General features: G+C 60.7%; 17 protein-coding genes, 1 tRNA gene and 1 pseudogene. 5 read left to right on the top strand and 14 right to left on the bottom strand.

What is annotated here, in order from left to right; translation table 11 throughout:
* Positions 1–8: 8 nt before the first annotated feature.
* Genes SJY21_RS00980 through lptF form a run of 3 tightly spaced genes read right to left on the bottom strand, consistent with a single transcriptional unit; the run spans position 9 to position 4311 of the window.
* On the bottom strand, positions 9–2090 hold the full coding sequence (locus SJY21_RS00980; protein WP_377504899.1) for an LPS-assembly protein LptD: 2082 nt from the start codon (positions 2088–2090) through the stop codon (positions 9–11).
* A complete protein-coding gene (lptG, locus tag SJY21_RS00985; RefSeq protein ID WP_377504902.1) occupies positions 2090–3187 on the bottom strand; it encodes an LPS export ABC transporter permease LptG in 1098 nt (365 codons plus the stop codon). The genes SJY21_RS00980 and lptG overlap by 1 nt, the downstream gene beginning before the upstream one ends.
* On the bottom strand, positions 3184–4311 hold the full coding sequence (gene lptF / locus SJY21_RS00990) for an LPS export ABC transporter permease LptF (RefSeq protein WP_377504905.1): 1128 nt from the start codon (positions 4309–4311) through the stop codon (positions 3184–3186). The genes lptG and lptF overlap by 4 nt, the downstream gene beginning before the upstream one ends.
* 133 nt (positions 4312–4444) lie before the next feature.
* On the opposite strand from lptF, the gene SJY21_RS00995 reads away from it, so the two are divergent.
* On the top strand, positions 4445–5914 hold the full coding sequence (locus tag SJY21_RS00995) for a leucyl aminopeptidase (protein ID WP_377504908.1): 1470 nt from the start codon (positions 4445–4447) through the stop codon (positions 5912–5914).
* Between the two features lies 1 nt (position 5915).
* Entirely contained in the window at positions 5916–6374 is a 459-nt protein-coding gene (locus SJY21_RS01000; RefSeq protein ID WP_377504911.1) for a DNA polymerase III subunit chi, read from the top strand.
* Positions 6375–6434: 60 nt separating this feature from the next.
* Here the strand turns inward: SJY21_RS01000 and SJY21_RS01005 are convergent, their stop codons facing one another.
* The 3 genes from SJY21_RS01005 to SJY21_RS01015 are packed head-to-tail and all read right to left on the bottom strand — an operon-like array spanning position 6435 to position 9509.
* Positions 6435–7013: a TIGR02281 family clan AA aspartic protease gene (locus tag SJY21_RS01005; protein ID WP_377504914.1), complete on the bottom strand. Its 579-nt coding sequence runs from the start codon at positions 7011–7013 to the stop codon at positions 6435–6437.
* A gap of 16 nt (positions 7014–7029) precedes the next feature.
* Entirely contained in the window at positions 7030–7656 is a 627-nt protein-coding gene (locus SJY21_RS01010) for a MarC family protein (protein WP_377513098.1), read from the bottom strand.
* Positions 7656–9509: an ABC-F family ATP-binding cassette domain-containing protein gene (locus SJY21_RS01015; protein WP_377504917.1), complete on the bottom strand. Its 1854-nt coding sequence runs from the start codon at positions 9507–9509 to the stop codon at positions 7656–7658. The genes SJY21_RS01010 and SJY21_RS01015 overlap by 1 nt, the downstream gene beginning before the upstream one ends.
* Positions 9510–9616: 107 nt before the next feature.
* Here SJY21_RS01015 and ndk point away from each other — a divergent pair.
* Positions 9617–10038 (top strand): annotated as a pseudogene (gene ndk, locus SJY21_RS01020) (nucleoside-diphosphate kinase).
* 161 nt (positions 10039–10199) lie between these two features.
* Here ndk and SJY21_RS01025 read toward each other — a convergent pair.
* On the bottom strand, positions 10200–10820 hold the full coding sequence (locus SJY21_RS01025; RefSeq protein WP_377504920.1) for a helix-turn-helix transcriptional regulator: 621 nt from the start codon (positions 10818–10820) through the stop codon (positions 10200–10202).
* A gap of 74 nt (positions 10821–10894) precedes the next feature.
* On the opposite strand from SJY21_RS01025, the gene SJY21_RS01030 reads away from it, so the two are divergent.
* Both SJY21_RS01030 and SJY21_RS01035 read left to right on the top strand, forming a co-directional pair.
* The gene (locus SJY21_RS01030; RefSeq protein ID WP_377504923.1) at positions 10895–11314 is read left to right on the top strand and encodes an SRPBCC family protein; all 420 of its coding nucleotides are present in this window, start codon (positions 10895–10897) and stop codon (positions 11312–11314) included.
* On the top strand, positions 11311–11730 hold the full coding sequence (locus SJY21_RS01035) for a DUF6855 family protein (protein ID WP_377504926.1): 420 nt from the start codon (positions 11311–11313) through the stop codon (positions 11728–11730). The genes SJY21_RS01030 and SJY21_RS01035 overlap by 4 nt, the downstream gene beginning before the upstream one ends.
* A 167-nt stretch (positions 11731–11897) precedes the next feature.
* On the opposite strand, the gene SJY21_RS01040 is transcribed toward SJY21_RS01035, so the two are convergent.
* The 7 genes from SJY21_RS01040 to SJY21_RS01070 form a co-directional block, all read right to left on the bottom strand.
* Positions 11898–12383, bottom strand: coding sequence for a transglycosylase SLT domain-containing protein (locus SJY21_RS01040; RefSeq protein WP_377504929.1), 486 nt, complete (start codon positions 12381–12383; stop codon positions 11898–11900).
* 36 nt (positions 12384–12419) lie between these two features.
* Complete coding sequence (locus SJY21_RS01045) at positions 12420–12821, bottom strand: DUF4112 domain-containing protein (protein WP_377504932.1); 402 nt, start codon at positions 12819–12821, stop codon at positions 12420–12422.
* Between the two features lie 45 nt (positions 12822–12866).
* Positions 12867–13199 carry a TfoX/Sxy family DNA transformation protein gene (locus SJY21_RS01050; RefSeq protein WP_377504935.1) on the bottom strand — a complete coding sequence of 111 codons (333 nt, stop codon included), beginning with the start codon at positions 13197–13199 and terminating at the stop codon, positions 12867–12869.
* 147 nt (positions 13200–13346) lie between these two features.
* The gene (locus tag SJY21_RS01055) at positions 13347–13478 is read right to left on the bottom strand and encodes a hypothetical protein (protein WP_377504938.1); all 132 of its coding nucleotides are present in this window, start codon (positions 13476–13478) and stop codon (positions 13347–13349) included.
* A gap of 192 nt (positions 13479–13670) precedes the next feature.
* Complete coding sequence (locus SJY21_RS01060; RefSeq protein WP_377504941.1) at positions 13671–14849, bottom strand: MalY/PatB family protein; 1179 nt, start codon at positions 14847–14849, stop codon at positions 13671–13673.
* A 235-nt stretch (positions 14850–15084) separates the two neighbouring features.
* Positions 15085–15159, bottom strand: a tRNA-Asn gene (locus tag SJY21_RS01065).
* 68 nt (positions 15160–15227) lie between these two features.
* The gene (locus SJY21_RS01070; RefSeq protein WP_377504944.1) at positions 15228–16136 is read right to left on the bottom strand and encodes an MBL fold metallo-hydrolase; all 909 of its coding nucleotides are present in this window, start codon (positions 16134–16136) and stop codon (positions 15228–15230) included.
* Positions 16137–16169: the final 33 nt, after the last annotated feature.

A 16169-nucleotide genomic window follows, 5' to 3' on the forward strand; every position in this document is an offset into this window, starting at 1 on the left:
GTTGGTCTTTAGTTCACACAGTTTCGCGTTGCCTGCCCCGCCGTGCGTCCTGCGGAAAATCCGCGTAGTTCAACCGTTAACCCAAAGTCGGTCACAGGGTCCACAGTAGTTGAAGACGAAAAGCGGCGCGAGACGGAAAGGTCGAGGGCCACACATTCGTTTTGCCAGCCGACACCCACAGTCGCACGCGCCGCGCGATTGGTGATGAAATCATAGGATGCATCGGCGCTTATGCTCCAGATGTCATTGATTTGATAGGCACTTTCAAGGGTCCATTCGGACACGGCGGTGGTGTCGTCAATCCAAAGGTATGAGGCCGCCAGATCAAGGCGATCGTCGCTCCAGCTCACACGGGCTTCGGATTTGGCGAAATTCAGGGTGTCGTCAAAAATCGTGCGCCCGTCAATCGCGAGCCCGTTCGGAAAATCGACCTGTCCGGCCAGAAGCCAGTCCGACGAGGTGCCCTGCAACCCCGAGGAGGTGGTGAATTCGGTGTTGCTTTGCTCGCGCAGGATGCGCCCGAACGTCAGGGTGGCGTTCCACGCATCCGGCGATACCCGCGTCCAGCGCGCGCCATAGGCCACGCGTGCGCCAACCTCGCGTGCGTCCTGACCGGGAAAGCGAGACAGGGCAAACAGGTTGGTCTGGTCAAACTCGGTCTCGGTGCTGTCCTCGTTGGGAACATCACCGCCGTAAACGTCGGACCACGCCACCTGCACCACGGGTTCAATCACATGTGTGGCGCGCGCGGTCGTGCGGATCAGCGGGTAGCGCAGGGTCAGGGCGGCGCTGGGAACCGTGCGCATCACATCGGCGTCAAAGGCGACGTCCTGCGAGATCGCGTAATAGTCGAAATCAGCGCCGATCTGCCCGTCAATCAATAGACCCGCTGGCGTGACCCAATTGCGCTGCCAATGTGCACCAAGGCCAAAGCGGGCCACATCGCGCCCGTCCCCATCAACGTCCGAATACCGCAGCAGCGTCTGTGCATCCGCCGTGAGGGTGGCAATCCCGCCAAATCCGTCGAGTCGCCGTTCATAGAACACATCGCTGATAATGCTGGGCAAAACCGCATTGTCATCGCCGACACGCAGGGATTCGTAATGGATCAAGGCTGCGCGCAGGTAGTCATCCTCGCCCACGCGGGTGACGGCGATCTCGCTATCAAGGCGGTCCTTTTCGGAATAGCCGTAATCCAGCAGGTAGTCGCGGTCGGTTGTTGCCTCAAGATCGAATGTCAGGGTGTAATCACTGCCCAGATCAAACTGGCCCGTGGCAAAGATATACCCGCGCCCCGTATCGGGCAGCAGATCGTCGGTGGTGCCCGCAAGGTTGATTTCAATATCGCCGTTCACAAACGCCTGACGATAGCGCGCCTCAAGGGTCGTGGTGCGCGGCGAAAAATAGGGGGTAAGCGTAAGATCGCGGTGATCGCCCAACCGGATGAAGTAGGGAAGTTTGATCCCCGTGCCCAACTGGTCGGTCGTGCGGATCTGCGGGATCAGCAAGCCGGTTGCACGTGTCAGGGTTGGATCGGGCAGGCGCATGCGCGGCACCCAGAAGATCGGCACGCCCGCCACACGGAACTGCGCGTCATCAAAGTAAAGCTGGCGTTCCTGTTGATCATGCACCACGCGACCGGCGCGAATGTCCCAAAGGGGCGTTTCACCGGCGCAAACCTGACAGGACGTGGCGACGACGCGGTGCAATTGGCTATAGCGCCCGTCGACGCGGTTGATCTGGTTGGCGGCTAGCTGCAATTGCTGGTCCAGCACAAGGCGCGCACCGCGCAGGATGCCGTTTTCAAGGGTCGGATCAAGGCTGGCACGATCGGCTGTCAGGATGTTGCCCGCGCCATCGGTGATAAAGATCGGTCCGGTGATGATCAGCCGGTCGGTGGCCTGATCATAGGTGATCGCGGCGGCTGACAAGCGCGTGCCATCATAAAGGACCGCGACATTGCCCTGCGCCACAAGCCGCTGGCCATCGGCGACATAGACCGTATCGGCGACCAATGTGGCCGCGCCTTGGGCAAGCGCGAACTGCGGCAGGACCAGTGCAATCAGCAGGACAAGCGCGCGCCAAAGCATCAGCCGTCCTCCAGATGCAGCAAAAGCCCAAGCGAAAAACCGATTGCCGCCAGCGGCGGGGCCCAGACGGCCAACAACACGGGAATCTGGCCGTTTTCACCCAGCACCTGCGCAAAGTTGCGCACGAAATACAAACCAAAGCTGACAAGGATCGCAAAAAGCACCATCAGCCCCGTGCGCCCGCCCCGTTGGTGGCGCATCGTGAACCCCGCGCCAATCAACACCATCGACACCAGAAATGCAGGCAGGGCCAGTTCCATCTGGAACCAGACCTGATGGCGGCGCGCCGAAAATCCTGCCTGCTGCAGATCGGCGATAAACGCGGGCAACTCCCATACGGGTATCGACGACGGTGTGCCGAAACTGTCGCGGATCTGGTCGGCCGTCAGGGTCGAGGGCACGTCAAGCGTGGGATAGGTGGTGGCCCATTCTTCGGGGTTGCGGGTCTCGGACAGGGGCCATGCCTTGGCGTTTTCCAGTGTCCAGGCACCGGCGTTCAAGGTGGCGCGCGCCGCTTCGATCCGCCGGATCGGCCCGCCATCGGGGCTGAAGGTGATAAAGGTCACATCGCGCAGTTCGGTGCCATCGGCGTTGGCGGCCGTCGCGCGGATGACGGTCTGGCCACGGTCGCTGCCCTGGCGCAGCCACAGGCCCGACTGGGTGATCGACATGACGTTGCCACCGTCCATGGTCAATTCGCCGACGCGGGCGTCATATTCCTTGGATGTGGCCGCGACGATCGGGTTCATCACGGTGACGCCAAAGACACCAATCGCCAGTGTTACCAGCACCGGTGCGACCAGCGCGCGCATCGCAGAGCGCCCCGCGGCCCGTGTCACAACCATTTCAGACGATCGCGCAAGCCCCAGGAACAATCCGATTGTAGCAAGGATCAGGATCAGCGGCAGGATCGCATAGATGGATTGGGGCAGGTTCAGCAGGCTTAGCCCCAGAAAATCGCGAAACACCGCCCCTGTGTCACCAAAGCGGCGCGCCTGTTCAACCACGTCCAGCAGGGCCATGAAGGCCAGAAACACGGTAAATGTTGCGCCAAACATCATCGCAAAGCGGCGCGCGAAATAGCGGTGCAGGATCATGCCGGCACCCCGCGCATGCGGCGTTTGAACAGATAGGGGCGGGTCGCGGCAAACAAAAGCGTCCAGACAATGACAGCCCCGCCCACAGTGGGCAGATATACCATCGGCCAAAGGGCGGGATTGGCGCGGGCAATGCCTGCGCCGGTGCTTTCCAGCCCCTTGACGACAATCACCAGAAACACCGCGGCGATGATCTGGCGCCAAACACCAAAGCGGCTGAAACCTCCGGTCATCAAGGTCGCAAATCCGATCAGTGCCGCAACCGTTGCCAGAAACGCCTGATCAAAGCGGTCATGCCCGGCGACAATCAGCGCGCCCGCACTGCGCCCGGTTTCGGCCTCAAGTTCCGGTGTCGGGTTCAGCAATTCCTGCGTGCTCAACTCGTGCCACGACCGGTTGCGCACGCCCGCTGCCGGAACAAGCGCGCCGATATCAAAGGCGAAATCGGTGAATGTCGTGGTGAACAGGCGCTGGGATTCAGTGTCCAGTGTTTGCGCCATGCCGTCGATCATGACCAGTTGCGGCCCGTTTTCGGTGCGCACAAGATAGGCGCGGTTGGTGGTATAGGTGATGGCTTGGTCAGGATCACGGTTGTCCGACAGGAACACATCAAGCAATTCACCTGTTGGCGTGATCTCGCGGATATAAAAGGTGATGCCGTCTGCGGGATTGGTAAAGGTGCCCTCGGTCAACAGGCGCGCGGTCATGTTGCGCGAGATTTCGGCGCTGCGGTCCGCCAGCCGGGCCGTGCTCATCGGGGCCAGAAAATGGGTCAGCACCAGCATCATGCCCGTCACCGTCAGGCCGAACACAAGGACCGGACGGGCAAGGCGAAACGCCGAAAAACCCGTGGCCTGCACCACCGTCAACTCACTATCCGAGGACATGCGGTTGGTCACATAGGTCGCCGCGACAAAGGCCGCCAGCGGCAACACGATACGGATGATCTGCGGCAGGGTCATCGCCGTGAATTCCAGAAACACGATGGCCGTCTGCCCGTCAGCAATCAACTGGTCAAACAGGCGCACGGCGCGGTTGATCCAGTAGATCAGCACCAGCACCAACGAAAAGAAGCCAAACAGCGTAAACAGTTGCGACAGCATATATCTGTCGAATCGTGCCACGCGCCATCCCCCTGTTACTGGTCCCAAGTTCGCGCAAACTAGCCGATTGGCGCGCGGGACAAAACTGCTAACTGGTCAATCGGCGGGGGGCGGGCTACCTATTGCCTAAATCCGCAAATTTACGAGGTATGTCATGACTACTCCCGCCCAGATCACATTTGCTGCCGTGAGCATTGATCCGATCGCCGAAACAACAGGCAAGATCGCCGTGCTGATGGGGGCGGATGGCAAGCTGGACAAGGGCGCGCGCCGCGTCAATTCGCTGATGCGCAAGGCGTTGACACGGTTCGCCGAAAGCGACCGTTTCACCAAGATGAAAGCGGGGGATGCGGTGGAACTGGCCTTTCCTGCGAACATGGCCGCCGAGGGCGTGATCGTTGCCAAGCTCGATAACCGCCGCGACGTGGACGAGGCCCGCAAGGTTGGCGTGTCCATCGCCAAACTGCGCGGCAGTGGCCCGCTGCTGGTGCTGGCCGGACCATCGCCGCGCGCAAGCGAAATCGCGCTGGGTATTGCGCTGCGTGGCTACACCTTCACCGATCACAAGCAGGACAAGGGCGAAGCTCCCGGCGCGGTCACGATGATGGTTGCCAAGCCTGAGGACGCCACCGCCGATTATGCGGCCAAGGCGGCTGTGGCCGAGGGCGTGTTCTTTACCCGTGATCTGGTCACCGAACCCGCCAACGTGCTGACCACCACCGAGTTTGCCGACCGCCTGGTCGCGCTGAAAGATATTGGCGTCAAGGTCGAGGTGCTGGAAGAAAAAGACCTCGAAAAGCTGGGGATGGGGTCACTGCTTTGTGTCGGCCTCGGCTCGGCCAGCCCCTCCAAGGTTGTCGTGATGCAGTGGGAGGGCGGCAAGAAAGGCGCCGCACCTTTCGCACTGGTCGGCAAGGGCGTGGTGTTTGACACAGGCGGGATCAGCCTGAAACCGGCCGCCGGCATGGAAGACATGACCATGGACATGGGCGGCGCGGGTGTGGTGGCAGGTGTCATGAAAACCCTCGCCCTGCGCAAGGCCAAGGCCAATGTTGTCGGCCTTGTCGGCCTCGTGGAAAACATGCCATCGGACCGCGCCACACGGCCCGGCGATGTGGTCACATCCATGAAGGGCGACACCATCGAGGTGATCAATACCGACGCCGAAGGCCGGCTCGTGCTGGCGGATGTGCTGTGGTATGCGCAGGACCGTTTCAAACCCACAGGTGTGATCAATCTGGCGACCCTCACTGGCGCAATCATCATCGGCTTGGGCCACGAAAACGCAGGGGTTTTCAGCAATGACGACACCCTGTGCAATGCCTTCCTGAAATCCGCTACAGCCGAGGGCGAAGGCGCGTGGCGCATGCCGATGGGGCAGGCCTATGACGATATGCTCAAAAGCCATGTGGCCGATATGAAGAACGTCGGCACCCGCGCGGCGGGGTCAATCACCGCGGCGCAATTCCTCAAACGCTTTATTCAGGACGGGATGCCGTGGATCCACCTTGATATCGCCGGCACGGCCTCGGTCAAGGAAGACACCGCCTATGCCCCCAAAGGCGCGACGGGCTGGGGTGTCATGGCGCTGAACCGCCTGATTGCCGACACGGTCGAAGGCTAACATGGGGGCCGCGTTCTTTTATCACCTGACGCAGACGCCGCTGGAAAGCACCCTGCCGATGCTGATCGCCAAAAGCCGTGAAAAGGGCTGGCAGATCGAGGTGCGCGGACGGGAAACCGATACCATGGCGCAGCTTGATCTGGCCCTCTGGCGCGGCCCCGACGACAGCTTTGCGCCGCACGGGTTGGCCGGTGGGCCGCATGACGCGGACCAGCCGGTGCTGCTGACAACGGGGGGCGGCGCGGCCAATGCGCCTGCCTGCCTGATGGCCGTGCACGGGGCGGATGTGACCGCGGACGAGGTCACGACGATGGAACGCACCTGCATCCTGTTTGACGGTCAGGACGGGGCCGCCGTGGCCCATGCCCGCACCCAGTGGAAGGCGCTGACCGACGCAGGCTGCGCGGCACAATACTGGGCACAAGAGGGCGGGCGCTGGGCGATGTTGGCGCAAAAATAGCCCCTTCTTTTGTTCAAAAATACCTCCGGGGGGCCCGCAAGGGCGGGGGCAGCGCCCCCTCTAGCGGGTCAGGATCAGCGCATCGCCGGTAATCTCGATCCGCTCGAACAGATCCAGATAGGACATGCCCAGCAAGGATTGATCCAGATCACCGGCATTCACCAGCGCGCGGATATCGCGGTCCTCGATCTCGCCCAGTGTGACCGTATTGAGGCGCACCGCGGCCACATCAACGGGGCCGTTCGCCGTGTAGGCGGTTCCCAGATAGGCCAGACTGTCCAGATCAATGCCGACAATCTCGGCGTCGCGTTGGGTCATCACGACCTGTGTCGCGCCGGTATCCACAAGAAATTCAATGGGTTGGCCGTTCACATCCAGCGTCAGATAGAAATGCCCGTCGCGCTGGCGTGGCACTTCGGTGATCCCGCCTGCAAATGCACTCTGGCGCGGCATGATGTCATCGCGGATGTCGCCCCAAAGACCCACAGCGGCAATCATCCCGACAAAGATCAGTACCCAGACCGCAGCCTGTTGCGCGACCTTGCCCATCTCTTTGCGATGCTGCACCAGATAGCCGCCCGCAATGGCAAGACCAAGCAGGGCAAGAAATATGAAACGGGCTGTCTGATCACCATCCATGGTTCAGATATAGGGCCTAGGCCGCAAAACCAAAAGAGCGCAGACCGTCCAGAATGAACTGCACCGCCAAAGCGGCCAGCAGCATGCCCAACAGACGGGTGATCACGTTGATACCGGTCTTGCCAAGTGCGCGCTCGATCAACCCGGAGGCCATGAAGAAGGCAAAGTTGATCGCCATGACAGCCAGCAGCACGGCGACAAGGGCCGCAAACCCCAGCGCGCCTTCGGTTTGCCCGACCAACAGGATCATCGTGGCAATGGCACCGGGGCCAGCGATCAGCGGCACGGCCAGTGGGAACACCGACGGATCATGATCCGGCTCGGCTTCTTCTTCCTCGGCGGTGTCCTCGCGGCGCTTCTGGCGGCGCTCGAACAGCATGTCCAAGGCCGTCAGGAACAACAACACGCCCCCCGCCACGCGAAACGCGGGCATGGAAATGCCGATGAACCCAAGCAGGGCTTCGCCGAACAGCCCAAATCCCAGCAGAATACCAATGGCGACGAGACTGGCGCGAATGGCAATCGCGCGACGCTGTGGCGCTGACATGCCTTGGGTCAAGGCAAGGAACAGCGGTGCCAGTCCCGGCGGGTCAATGATCACGAACAGGGTCGTAAAGGCGGTGATCAGGGCGGCGTATTCCATCATTTTTCAGCCGCCTCCAACCGTTCCAGCGCCGCCATCCACATGGCTTCGGCCTTGCCCAACCCATCCATGACTTCCGCGTATTTGCGGTTCCATGTTTCCAGCTCGCCCTTGCGCGCGTCCTCGTAAAGCACGGGATCGGCCAGCTTTTTCGCCAGTTTGTCGCGCATATCGTTGATCTTGGTGACGCGATCCTCGCATTTGCGCACATCCGCGCGCAAGCCCATGACATGTTCACGGGTGGCCTTGGGTTTGGCGGGTTTGGCGGCCTTTGGCTTGTCGTTCACCGGCTTTTCCGGCGTCAGCAGCATCCGCCGATAGGCCTGCAGGTCATCATCATAAGGTTTGACGTGGCCGTCCTTGACCAGCCACAGCCGGTCCGCGACCATCGACAATAGGTGCATGTCGTGGCTGACCAGAATGACCGCGCCGGTATAGGCGGTCAGCGCTTCGACCAGTGCTTCGCGGCTTTCGATATCAAGGTGGTTGGTCGGTTCGTCCAAAATCAGCAGGTGCGGCGCGGGCAGGGTGGCCAGCAACAGCGACAGCCGCGCCTTTTGCCCGCCCGAAAGGCGCCCGACCTCGGTTTCGGCCTGCGCGGCCATCAGGCCAAAGCCCGCAAGGCGCGCGCGCAGTTTCGCCTGACCTTCCTCGGCGCGTTCACGCAGCAGGTGTTGCAGGGGCGTTTCCTCGACCCGCAATTCATCCACCTGATGCTGGGCGAAAAAGCCGATCCGCAGTTTCGTGCTGCTGACCTGGCGTCCGTCCATCACTTCAAGTCTGTTCGATAACAGCTTGGCAAGCGTGGATTTTCCTTCACCGTTGCGCCCCAGAAGGGCGATGCGATCGTCCTGATCAATGCGCAGGTTCAGATCGCGCAGCACCACATGTTCACCGTAGCCTGTGGATGCATTTTCAAGCGCGATGATTGGCGGTGACAGTTCCTCGGGGCGCGGGAATGTGAACACCGTGCGCGCCGCATCTTCGGGCACGCGGATGGTTTCCATCTTTTCCAGCATCTTGACGCGCGACTGCGCCTGCTTCGCCTTGGAGGCCTTGGCCTTGAAACGGCTCACGAAACTTTCCAGATGGGCGCGTTTGGCGTCCTGTTTCTTCGCGGCTGACACCATAAGTGCCCGTTTTTCAGCACGCTGGCGGGCAAAGCTGTCGTAAGGACCGGTATAATAGGTCAGCTTCTTGTCTTCCAGATGCAGAATGCCGCCCACGGACCGGTTCAGCAATTCGCGGTCATGGCTGACGATCAGAACCGTGTGCGGATATTTGACCAGATAGTTTTCCAGCCACAGCGCGCCTTCAAGGTCCAGATAGTTGGTCGGTTCGTCCAAAAGCAGCAGATCGGGTTCGGAAAACAGCACAGCGGCCAAAGCCACGCGCATCCGCCAGCCACCTGAAAACGCGCTACAGGGTTGTTTTTGTTCCGCGTCCGTGAACCCCAACCCCTTGAGGATGGATGAGGCGCGCGCCTCGGCACTCCATGCGTCGATATCGGCCAGTCGGGTCTGGATATCGGCGATGCGGGCCGGGTCGGTCGCGGTGTCGGCCTCGGCCAGCAGGGACGCGCGTTCCACATCCGCCGCCAGCACCGTGTTGATCAGCGACACCTCGTTGCCGGGCACTTCCTGACTGACTCCGCCGATTTTCCAGCCGCGGGGCAGGGTAATTTCGCCCGTATCAAGGATCAGCTCGCCACGGATCATCTTGAACAGGGTCGTCTTGCCCGTGCCGTTGCGCCCCACAAGGCCCACCTTGTGGCCCGTCGGGATCACGGCGCTTGCGTTTTCGATCAGGACACGCCCGTCGATGGAATAGCTGATGTCTGTGATGCGTAACATGGGCGCGCAGTGCCACGGCGCGCGGGTCGCGTCAATCGCGGCTTTTCAACCCTGAACCCGCATGCTACTGCCCGCCCAAATTCAACCAAACCCCAAAGGTATCTGACATGGCTATTCAGCGCACATTCTCCATCATCAAACCCGACGCCACCAAGCGTAACCTGACCGGCGCAATTGTCGCCAAGTTCGAGGAAGCCGGCCTGCGCATCGTCGCCTCCAAGCGTATCCAGCTGACACTGGCACAGGCGCAGCAGTTTTACGGCGTCCACTCCGAGCGTCCGTTCTTTGGTGAACTTTGCGAATTCATGATCTCGGAACCCATCGTCGTGCAGGTTCTGGAAGGCGAAGACGCCATTGCCAAAAACCGCGAAGTCATGGGCGCAACCAACCCCGCCGATGCGGCTGACGGCACGATCCGCAAGGAATTCGCGCTGTCGATCGGCGAAAACTCGGTCCACGGGTCCGATGCCCCCGAAACCGCCGCCGAAGAAATCGCTTTCTTCTTCTCGGCCTTGAACTGGTCGGCTAAGTCGCCTGACAGGGGCAGGTCATTGCCCCGCCGGTTGCAGACAACAAGAACGGTCGTTCGCGCCTGACGGGGCGAACGACCCACATGCGGGGTCGGATACAGCAGCGGCACACCTGTCCTGTGCGGGTTCGCGACAAACGACATTGGCCAAGAGGTGCTCGCTAGTCGATCAGCCCAAACTTGAGCTTTGACATGTTCACGCGGCCCCATTTTGCTTCGGCGATCCATGAATTCGTCAATGCGTCCTGCACAAACCAGCCGGATGCATCCAGTTTCATTCCGACCGGATAAATCTTCTGTTCCGCATCCGAAGCGAAGCGCAGCCGCACGATGGTTTGTGCCTCCACAGCCTTGGCAAGCGCAGACACGCGCGGATGCCGCGCGGGATTTTCGCTGACCAGCGTGAACCGCGACATCATGCCCAAACAGTGTTCGCGCGCCGTGTCTGGAAGGCTCTCGACGAGCTTGGCACGCGCCTGTCTTGCCGCCTTCTGGCACCCCAAGGCCGCGATCATCGGGTTTTGCGCATTGAGAATCAGCCCCAAAGCCTGCGCCTCGTCTTTGGCCAGACCAGTCAATCGTGTGCGGTAATTAAAGCCAAGCTCGATCCCGCCCTTGTTGCCCTGATGCACGATGATGGGCAATCCTGCCTCGGTCATCGCATCAACGTCACGCAGGATTGTGCGCGGCACGACCTCAAGTTCCTGCGCCAGTTGGGTCGCAGTCTGACGCCCGCGGTTTTGCAAGAGCAGCAGAATCTGAAGAAGTCGCGATGCGCGCATTTGTAAATCCATATATGACAATAGATGTCATATTAAGGGTGTTACACCTGCGCAGGTCAAGACAAGGAGCGCCTGTGAAAACCTTTGAAACCAAAATCGCAATCGACGCCCCGCCTGCGCAGGTGTGGCAGGTATTGACCCAAGACGTGCCACGCGCGCCCGCGCCATATGGCATCGTGCGTTTTAAAGGCACGCTTGCCGCAGGTGCCAGAGTAAAGCTTTGGTCCGAGGTCGCGCCCAAACGTGCATTTTCACTAAAGGTGGACCGTTTCGAAGCGCCCAACGTGATGGTCTGGCGCGGCGGGATGCCTTTCGGGCTTTTTGTCGGGACTCGCACCTTCACGATCACAGGGCAAGGCGCGGGCAGCCTGTTTCACATGCGCGAAGCGTTTACAGGCCCATTGGCCGGATTGATCACGAAATCCATGCCTGACCTCACGCCCAGTTTCGTCAAATTCGCGCAAGCGCTCAAGCAAAAGGTAGAACAAGAATGACCGATGTAAGTTACGGAAGCGGTACGCCGGATGATCCTTGGGTTCTTAAAACCCCGCCCCTGACATCTGATTTCCATGTCTGGAAAGACGAAGGCAAAGACCCGCCAGCACTTGTCGTGCAGGTCGGCAAGACACAATTGTCCTACCAGCTGCGATGTCTGGAAGATGCGCACGAGATGCTCAAGTTGCATGGTGACTGGATGCCATTGGGCAACGCCGACGAAGGCAAACCCGTCAAGGAAGGCACGCTCGAACACTGGGCACGCTCCCAGGATAATCCCGTGCGCGGATACTACGGGCTTCGCAAAGGCTACCGCGGGCGATTTGCCAACTATGTTGCGCCAACGCTGGAATTGCTGGGGTTCGCGGAACTTGAACACAACGCGCGCAACAATCGCATACGCGCAATCATCTAAGGCTTTTCGGGGTGCAGACCAGCAGCGGGCGCGACCCGGCCCCGCACATCAGGCCATCGCGGGCCGACCTTGCCCTTTTCATGATCCTTTGATGGGTCAAAGGGCGTGCCGCAGTAAGCGAACACCACAGAATCTGCCGTCCTTGTCTGCAAAGATGCGGTCTGCCTTTATGCCGGACAGTCGCGGCGCACTTCGCGGGTCCGCAATCCGGTTTCCACCAGCATACAGCGGTCGCGGGCCTCGTAGTAGTAGCCGCGCGCATACCACATGACGGCCGCGTCGATATCGCCGTCCGACACCAACCAGGCACCGCGCAGATAGCGCCCCGCGTAGATCAGTGTTGTTTCCGCATCCAGAAGGGACGAGGGCGGGCCGCGATGCCCCATCTGTCCGGCGGTTTCGGGCAGGATCTGCATCATCCCCCAGTAAGGACCGTTGCGCGCGCCCGCGCGGTAATCGCTTTCGCGCTGGATCACGCGGTGGATCAGGTCTTCGGGGATGTCGTGCACGGCGGCGTATTTCACGATCAGCGCGCGGAGTTCCGGCGTTTCGTTCGGATAAAGCGCAAGCGCTGCGGGCGGCGGTGGGGTCGGGGCAGGGCGGGCGCAGGCCGACAGCACCAAAACCGCGCAACGGGCAATGTGTTTGATCATACCGCTGATTAGCCCGACATGGCCCCGCCCGTCCAGCTATCCCAGCTGCACAGGCAGATCTTTCAGCGAAATGTCGCGCGCAGTTGCGGCCCGTTTGGCAAGGTTCTTTTCCAACAGGCGGTAGTTGCGGATATTGGCATTGTAAACCACGTCGAAAATGTCGCCGATCAGCGGGATCGACCCGATCAAAAGGTCCGTCACTGTGTTGCACAGCATATAGGCCAGCGCGCCGGGGCTGGCGCCCAGTTTATAGGCGCGCCAGATCATCCAGAATGACGGGGTAACGCTGGCGATATCGCCGATCACCGGGATCAGGCCAAGGATGTTGTCCAGCCCAACCGAAAAATTCGTGCGCGGGATGTAAAACAGCGCGTCCATCCGCCATGCGACGCGGCGCAGGCGGGCCAGTTCAAAATCAATATCCTGCTCAATGTTCATACTATTAACATAGCTGACCCAAGGGCAGTTGAAAAGGGGGAAGCGTCAGGGTTTCTTCACCTCGAACAACCCGATCCGGTCCATGAACTGTTCGATCTCCGAGCGCCCCTCGTCGAAATGGCCGGCCTTGAGCGTGTCAAACCTGACGCGCAGCGCCTTTTTCTCCTCGCCCTTGCAATCGTTCCACGAACGGCCCTGCAAACCCATGACCAACACGTAATAGCCGATGAAATGCGGGCGGGTGCCAGATTGCAGCAAGCGCCCATAAGCGGCATCGGCCCCCAACGCGGCAACTTCTTCGGCGGTGGTGATGCCGGCGCGGGCAAATTCGGCTTCCATCGCGGGGCCAAGATTGCGGATAGTTGTGATGCTTGCCATGCCGTCACCTTACGGCGGGCACAAAAAAAGACCAGAGGGTGCGGCGTGCAAGGGCGGGAGAAACCCAAGGGCGCCGTGCCCGTCTGGTCTGCGTATGTGCGCCGCGCGAGGGGAGGATCTGCGCGCCGCAGGGTCGTTCATGATCGCCTAGATGCTGGCGAAATCCGTAAAGACAACCGGTTTGGGGCGCGGGCGCTTGCGGCCCTGCACGGGAATGAATTTCGGCGCGGGTGGCCGTGGCGCCGGTTTGGGCGCGCGAATGGGGGTCGAATGTGCCATATTCGTGATCCTGCTTTGCCTCGGTATCACTGCCGGTTCGGCCTCTTGTCGGGCCATAAAATAACGCTGCCACGCAACTATGCCGTGGACAGGGCCGGAATGTGGCAATTTTGGGGCAGCCGCGCGAGGCCGCGAAAACGGTGGATATGATCTTGGGTTCTACCGCACGCGATGGGTCGTATTTGACCCGTATTACAGCCGATCCAAAGCGGCGGCTAATCCATCAAGCGCCATTTCTAACTTAGCGCGGGGGCAGGCGATATTGAGTCGGGCAAATCCAGCACCTTGGGGTCCGAATGCGATACCACGTGTCACGGCCCAGCCTGCACCTTGTCGCAGAAATGCGGTCAATTCATCAGGGGTTATTCCAAGCGCGCGAAAGTCGATCCAAAGCAGGAATGTGCCTTCGGGTGCGATCAACGTGACCTGCGCCATTGCCTGAATGCGCTGCCGCACAAGCGCAAGGTTGTCGCCCAAATAGGCCATCACCGCATCCAGCCACGGCCCGCCGTCACGGTAGGCGGCTACGATCGCCACACTGGAAAAGGCGTTGTTCTTGTTGACGGTAAGGCGACTGTTCTCGGCGCTGAACGCTTGCCGCCGCGTGTCATCGGGCACGACCGTGAATGACCAGCAACAGCCCGCGATGTTAAAGCTTTTGGCGGGCGACAGAAGGGTAACCGCGTTCCGCGCAAACTCGGGCCCAAGCGACGCAAAGGGCGTGTAGCGATGCCCCGCAAAGGTGATGTCGCCATGCAATTCGTCCGAGACCACCAAAACACCGTGTTGGGCGCAGATTTCACCAAGCTTGGTCAATTCCTCTTTGCTCCAGACCCGCCCGACGGGATTGTGCGGGTTGCACAGGAAAAGAATTTTGTTGTTCGGGTTTGCGGCGAGGGTTTCCAACCCTTCAAAGTCCATCTCGTAGCGCCCGTTGGTCAGAACAAGCGGGTTTTCAACCACGGTGCGGTGGTTTTCGCGGATGATGTCGTAGAAGTCGAAAAAGACGGGCGGCTGCACGATGATCCCGTCGCCCGTCTGCGAAAAAAGCGAGGCTGCGATTGCAAGGCTGTTCAGCACATTGGGGGATCGCAGGATGTGGCTTTGGTCGATGTCCCAGCTATGACGGGTCGCGACCCAATCGATCAGCGCAGGCATCAGGTCGGCGGGGACGGCCTCGTAGCCAAAGATCCCGTGCTGAGCCCGCTGGGTCATCGCATTCGTAATGGCAGGGGCGACGCGAAAATCCATGTCCGCAACCCCCGCCGCAAAGAGGTCTGCGCCATCCGCGCCCACGACCATCGGGTGGGTTTTCAATGCGGGCACTGCGCGTCGGTCGATTACGGCGTCGAAATCAAAGTCTGCGCTCATGTTTGGTTTCCGTCATTGCCAGTGTAGCGGTCAGAGCCATGCGATTTGCGGCTAAACCGTCCTCTCCAGTGAAGCAAAAGCACCGCGTCTTAACAAGCACCGCGCGCGCGGGTGCCCACCAAACGCTTGCCGCAAGACTTCAGCGTGATCCCAACCAGCGATGATCGCGCAACAAGCAAAAGAACAACCGCGCAGACGCGCTATTCTTCTAAGCAATTACAAATAAGCTGAAATTTGGCTCCGGCGGTAGGGATCGAACCTACGACCAATTGATTAACAGTCAACTGCTCTACCGCTGAGCTACGCCGGAAAACCTTGGGCCGTATAGCAACCTCGTTTCAAGGCGTCCAGTGGGTTTGCACAGAAAAATGTGTGCGCTCAGGTGGCAAGGCTGAAAACTGCATCACTGGCAAGCGCGGGGGCCGCAGTGACCATATTTTTGCAATGCAAATCAACGAGATGGGCGATGACGTTACGTTCGGCGGCGGGACGCAGCTCCGCCGGAACCTCTGTATAGATCGCGGCCGTCAGCTGGGCGGGTGTGGCGGCCCCGTCACCCAAAAGGGACAGGATCTGCGCGGTGCGGGCCTCGCGGTGGGCGATCAGCCAGTCAAGCCGCGCAAGGGGCGCGTCAATCGGTGCGCCATGGCCGCTGTGATAGCGCGTGGCGGGAATGGTGCGCAGGCGCGCACACGAGGCCATGAAATCCCCCAGATCGCCATCGGGGGGCGACACAAGCGAACTGGCCCAGCCCATCACATGATCGCCGGTAAAGACCTGATCGCCCCAGGCCAGACAGATGTGATTGCCCATATGACCGGGGGTATGCAGCACCTTTAGGGCACCGAATCCGCCGGTGATCCGCGCGCCGTTCGCAAGTGTCACATCGGGGGCAAAGCTGTGATCAATCCCTTCGCCGCCACCCGTGAACCCCGCAGAGGCAAGCCTTGTCATCACCGCTGACCGCCCCGCCTGCGCATCCCCGAAAGCACTGACAGGCGCGTCCAAAGCGCGCGACAGGCGGGCGGCAAGCGCGCTGTGATCAACATGGGCATGGGTGACAATGATCTGTGTCACCCGCGCCCCGCCAATCGCGGCCAGCAGCGCCGCCATATGGCCGGGATGGTCGGGGCCGGGGTCGATGACTGCCAGATCATCTGTGCCCAGCAGATAGGTGTTGGTCCCGCGAAACGTCATCGGCGAGGGGTTGGGCGCAAGCACGCGGCGCAATCCCGTGGCCAGTTCCTGGGCCGCGCCCGTAGGCGGGTTAAAATCGCTGTCATCCATCGCTTCGTGCTTTCCCCGCCCTGATGCGCCCGC

The organism is Octadecabacter sp. R77987 (assembly GCF_042466115.1).
GTDB lineage: Bacteria > Pseudomonadota > Alphaproteobacteria > Rhodobacterales > Rhodobacteraceae > SW4.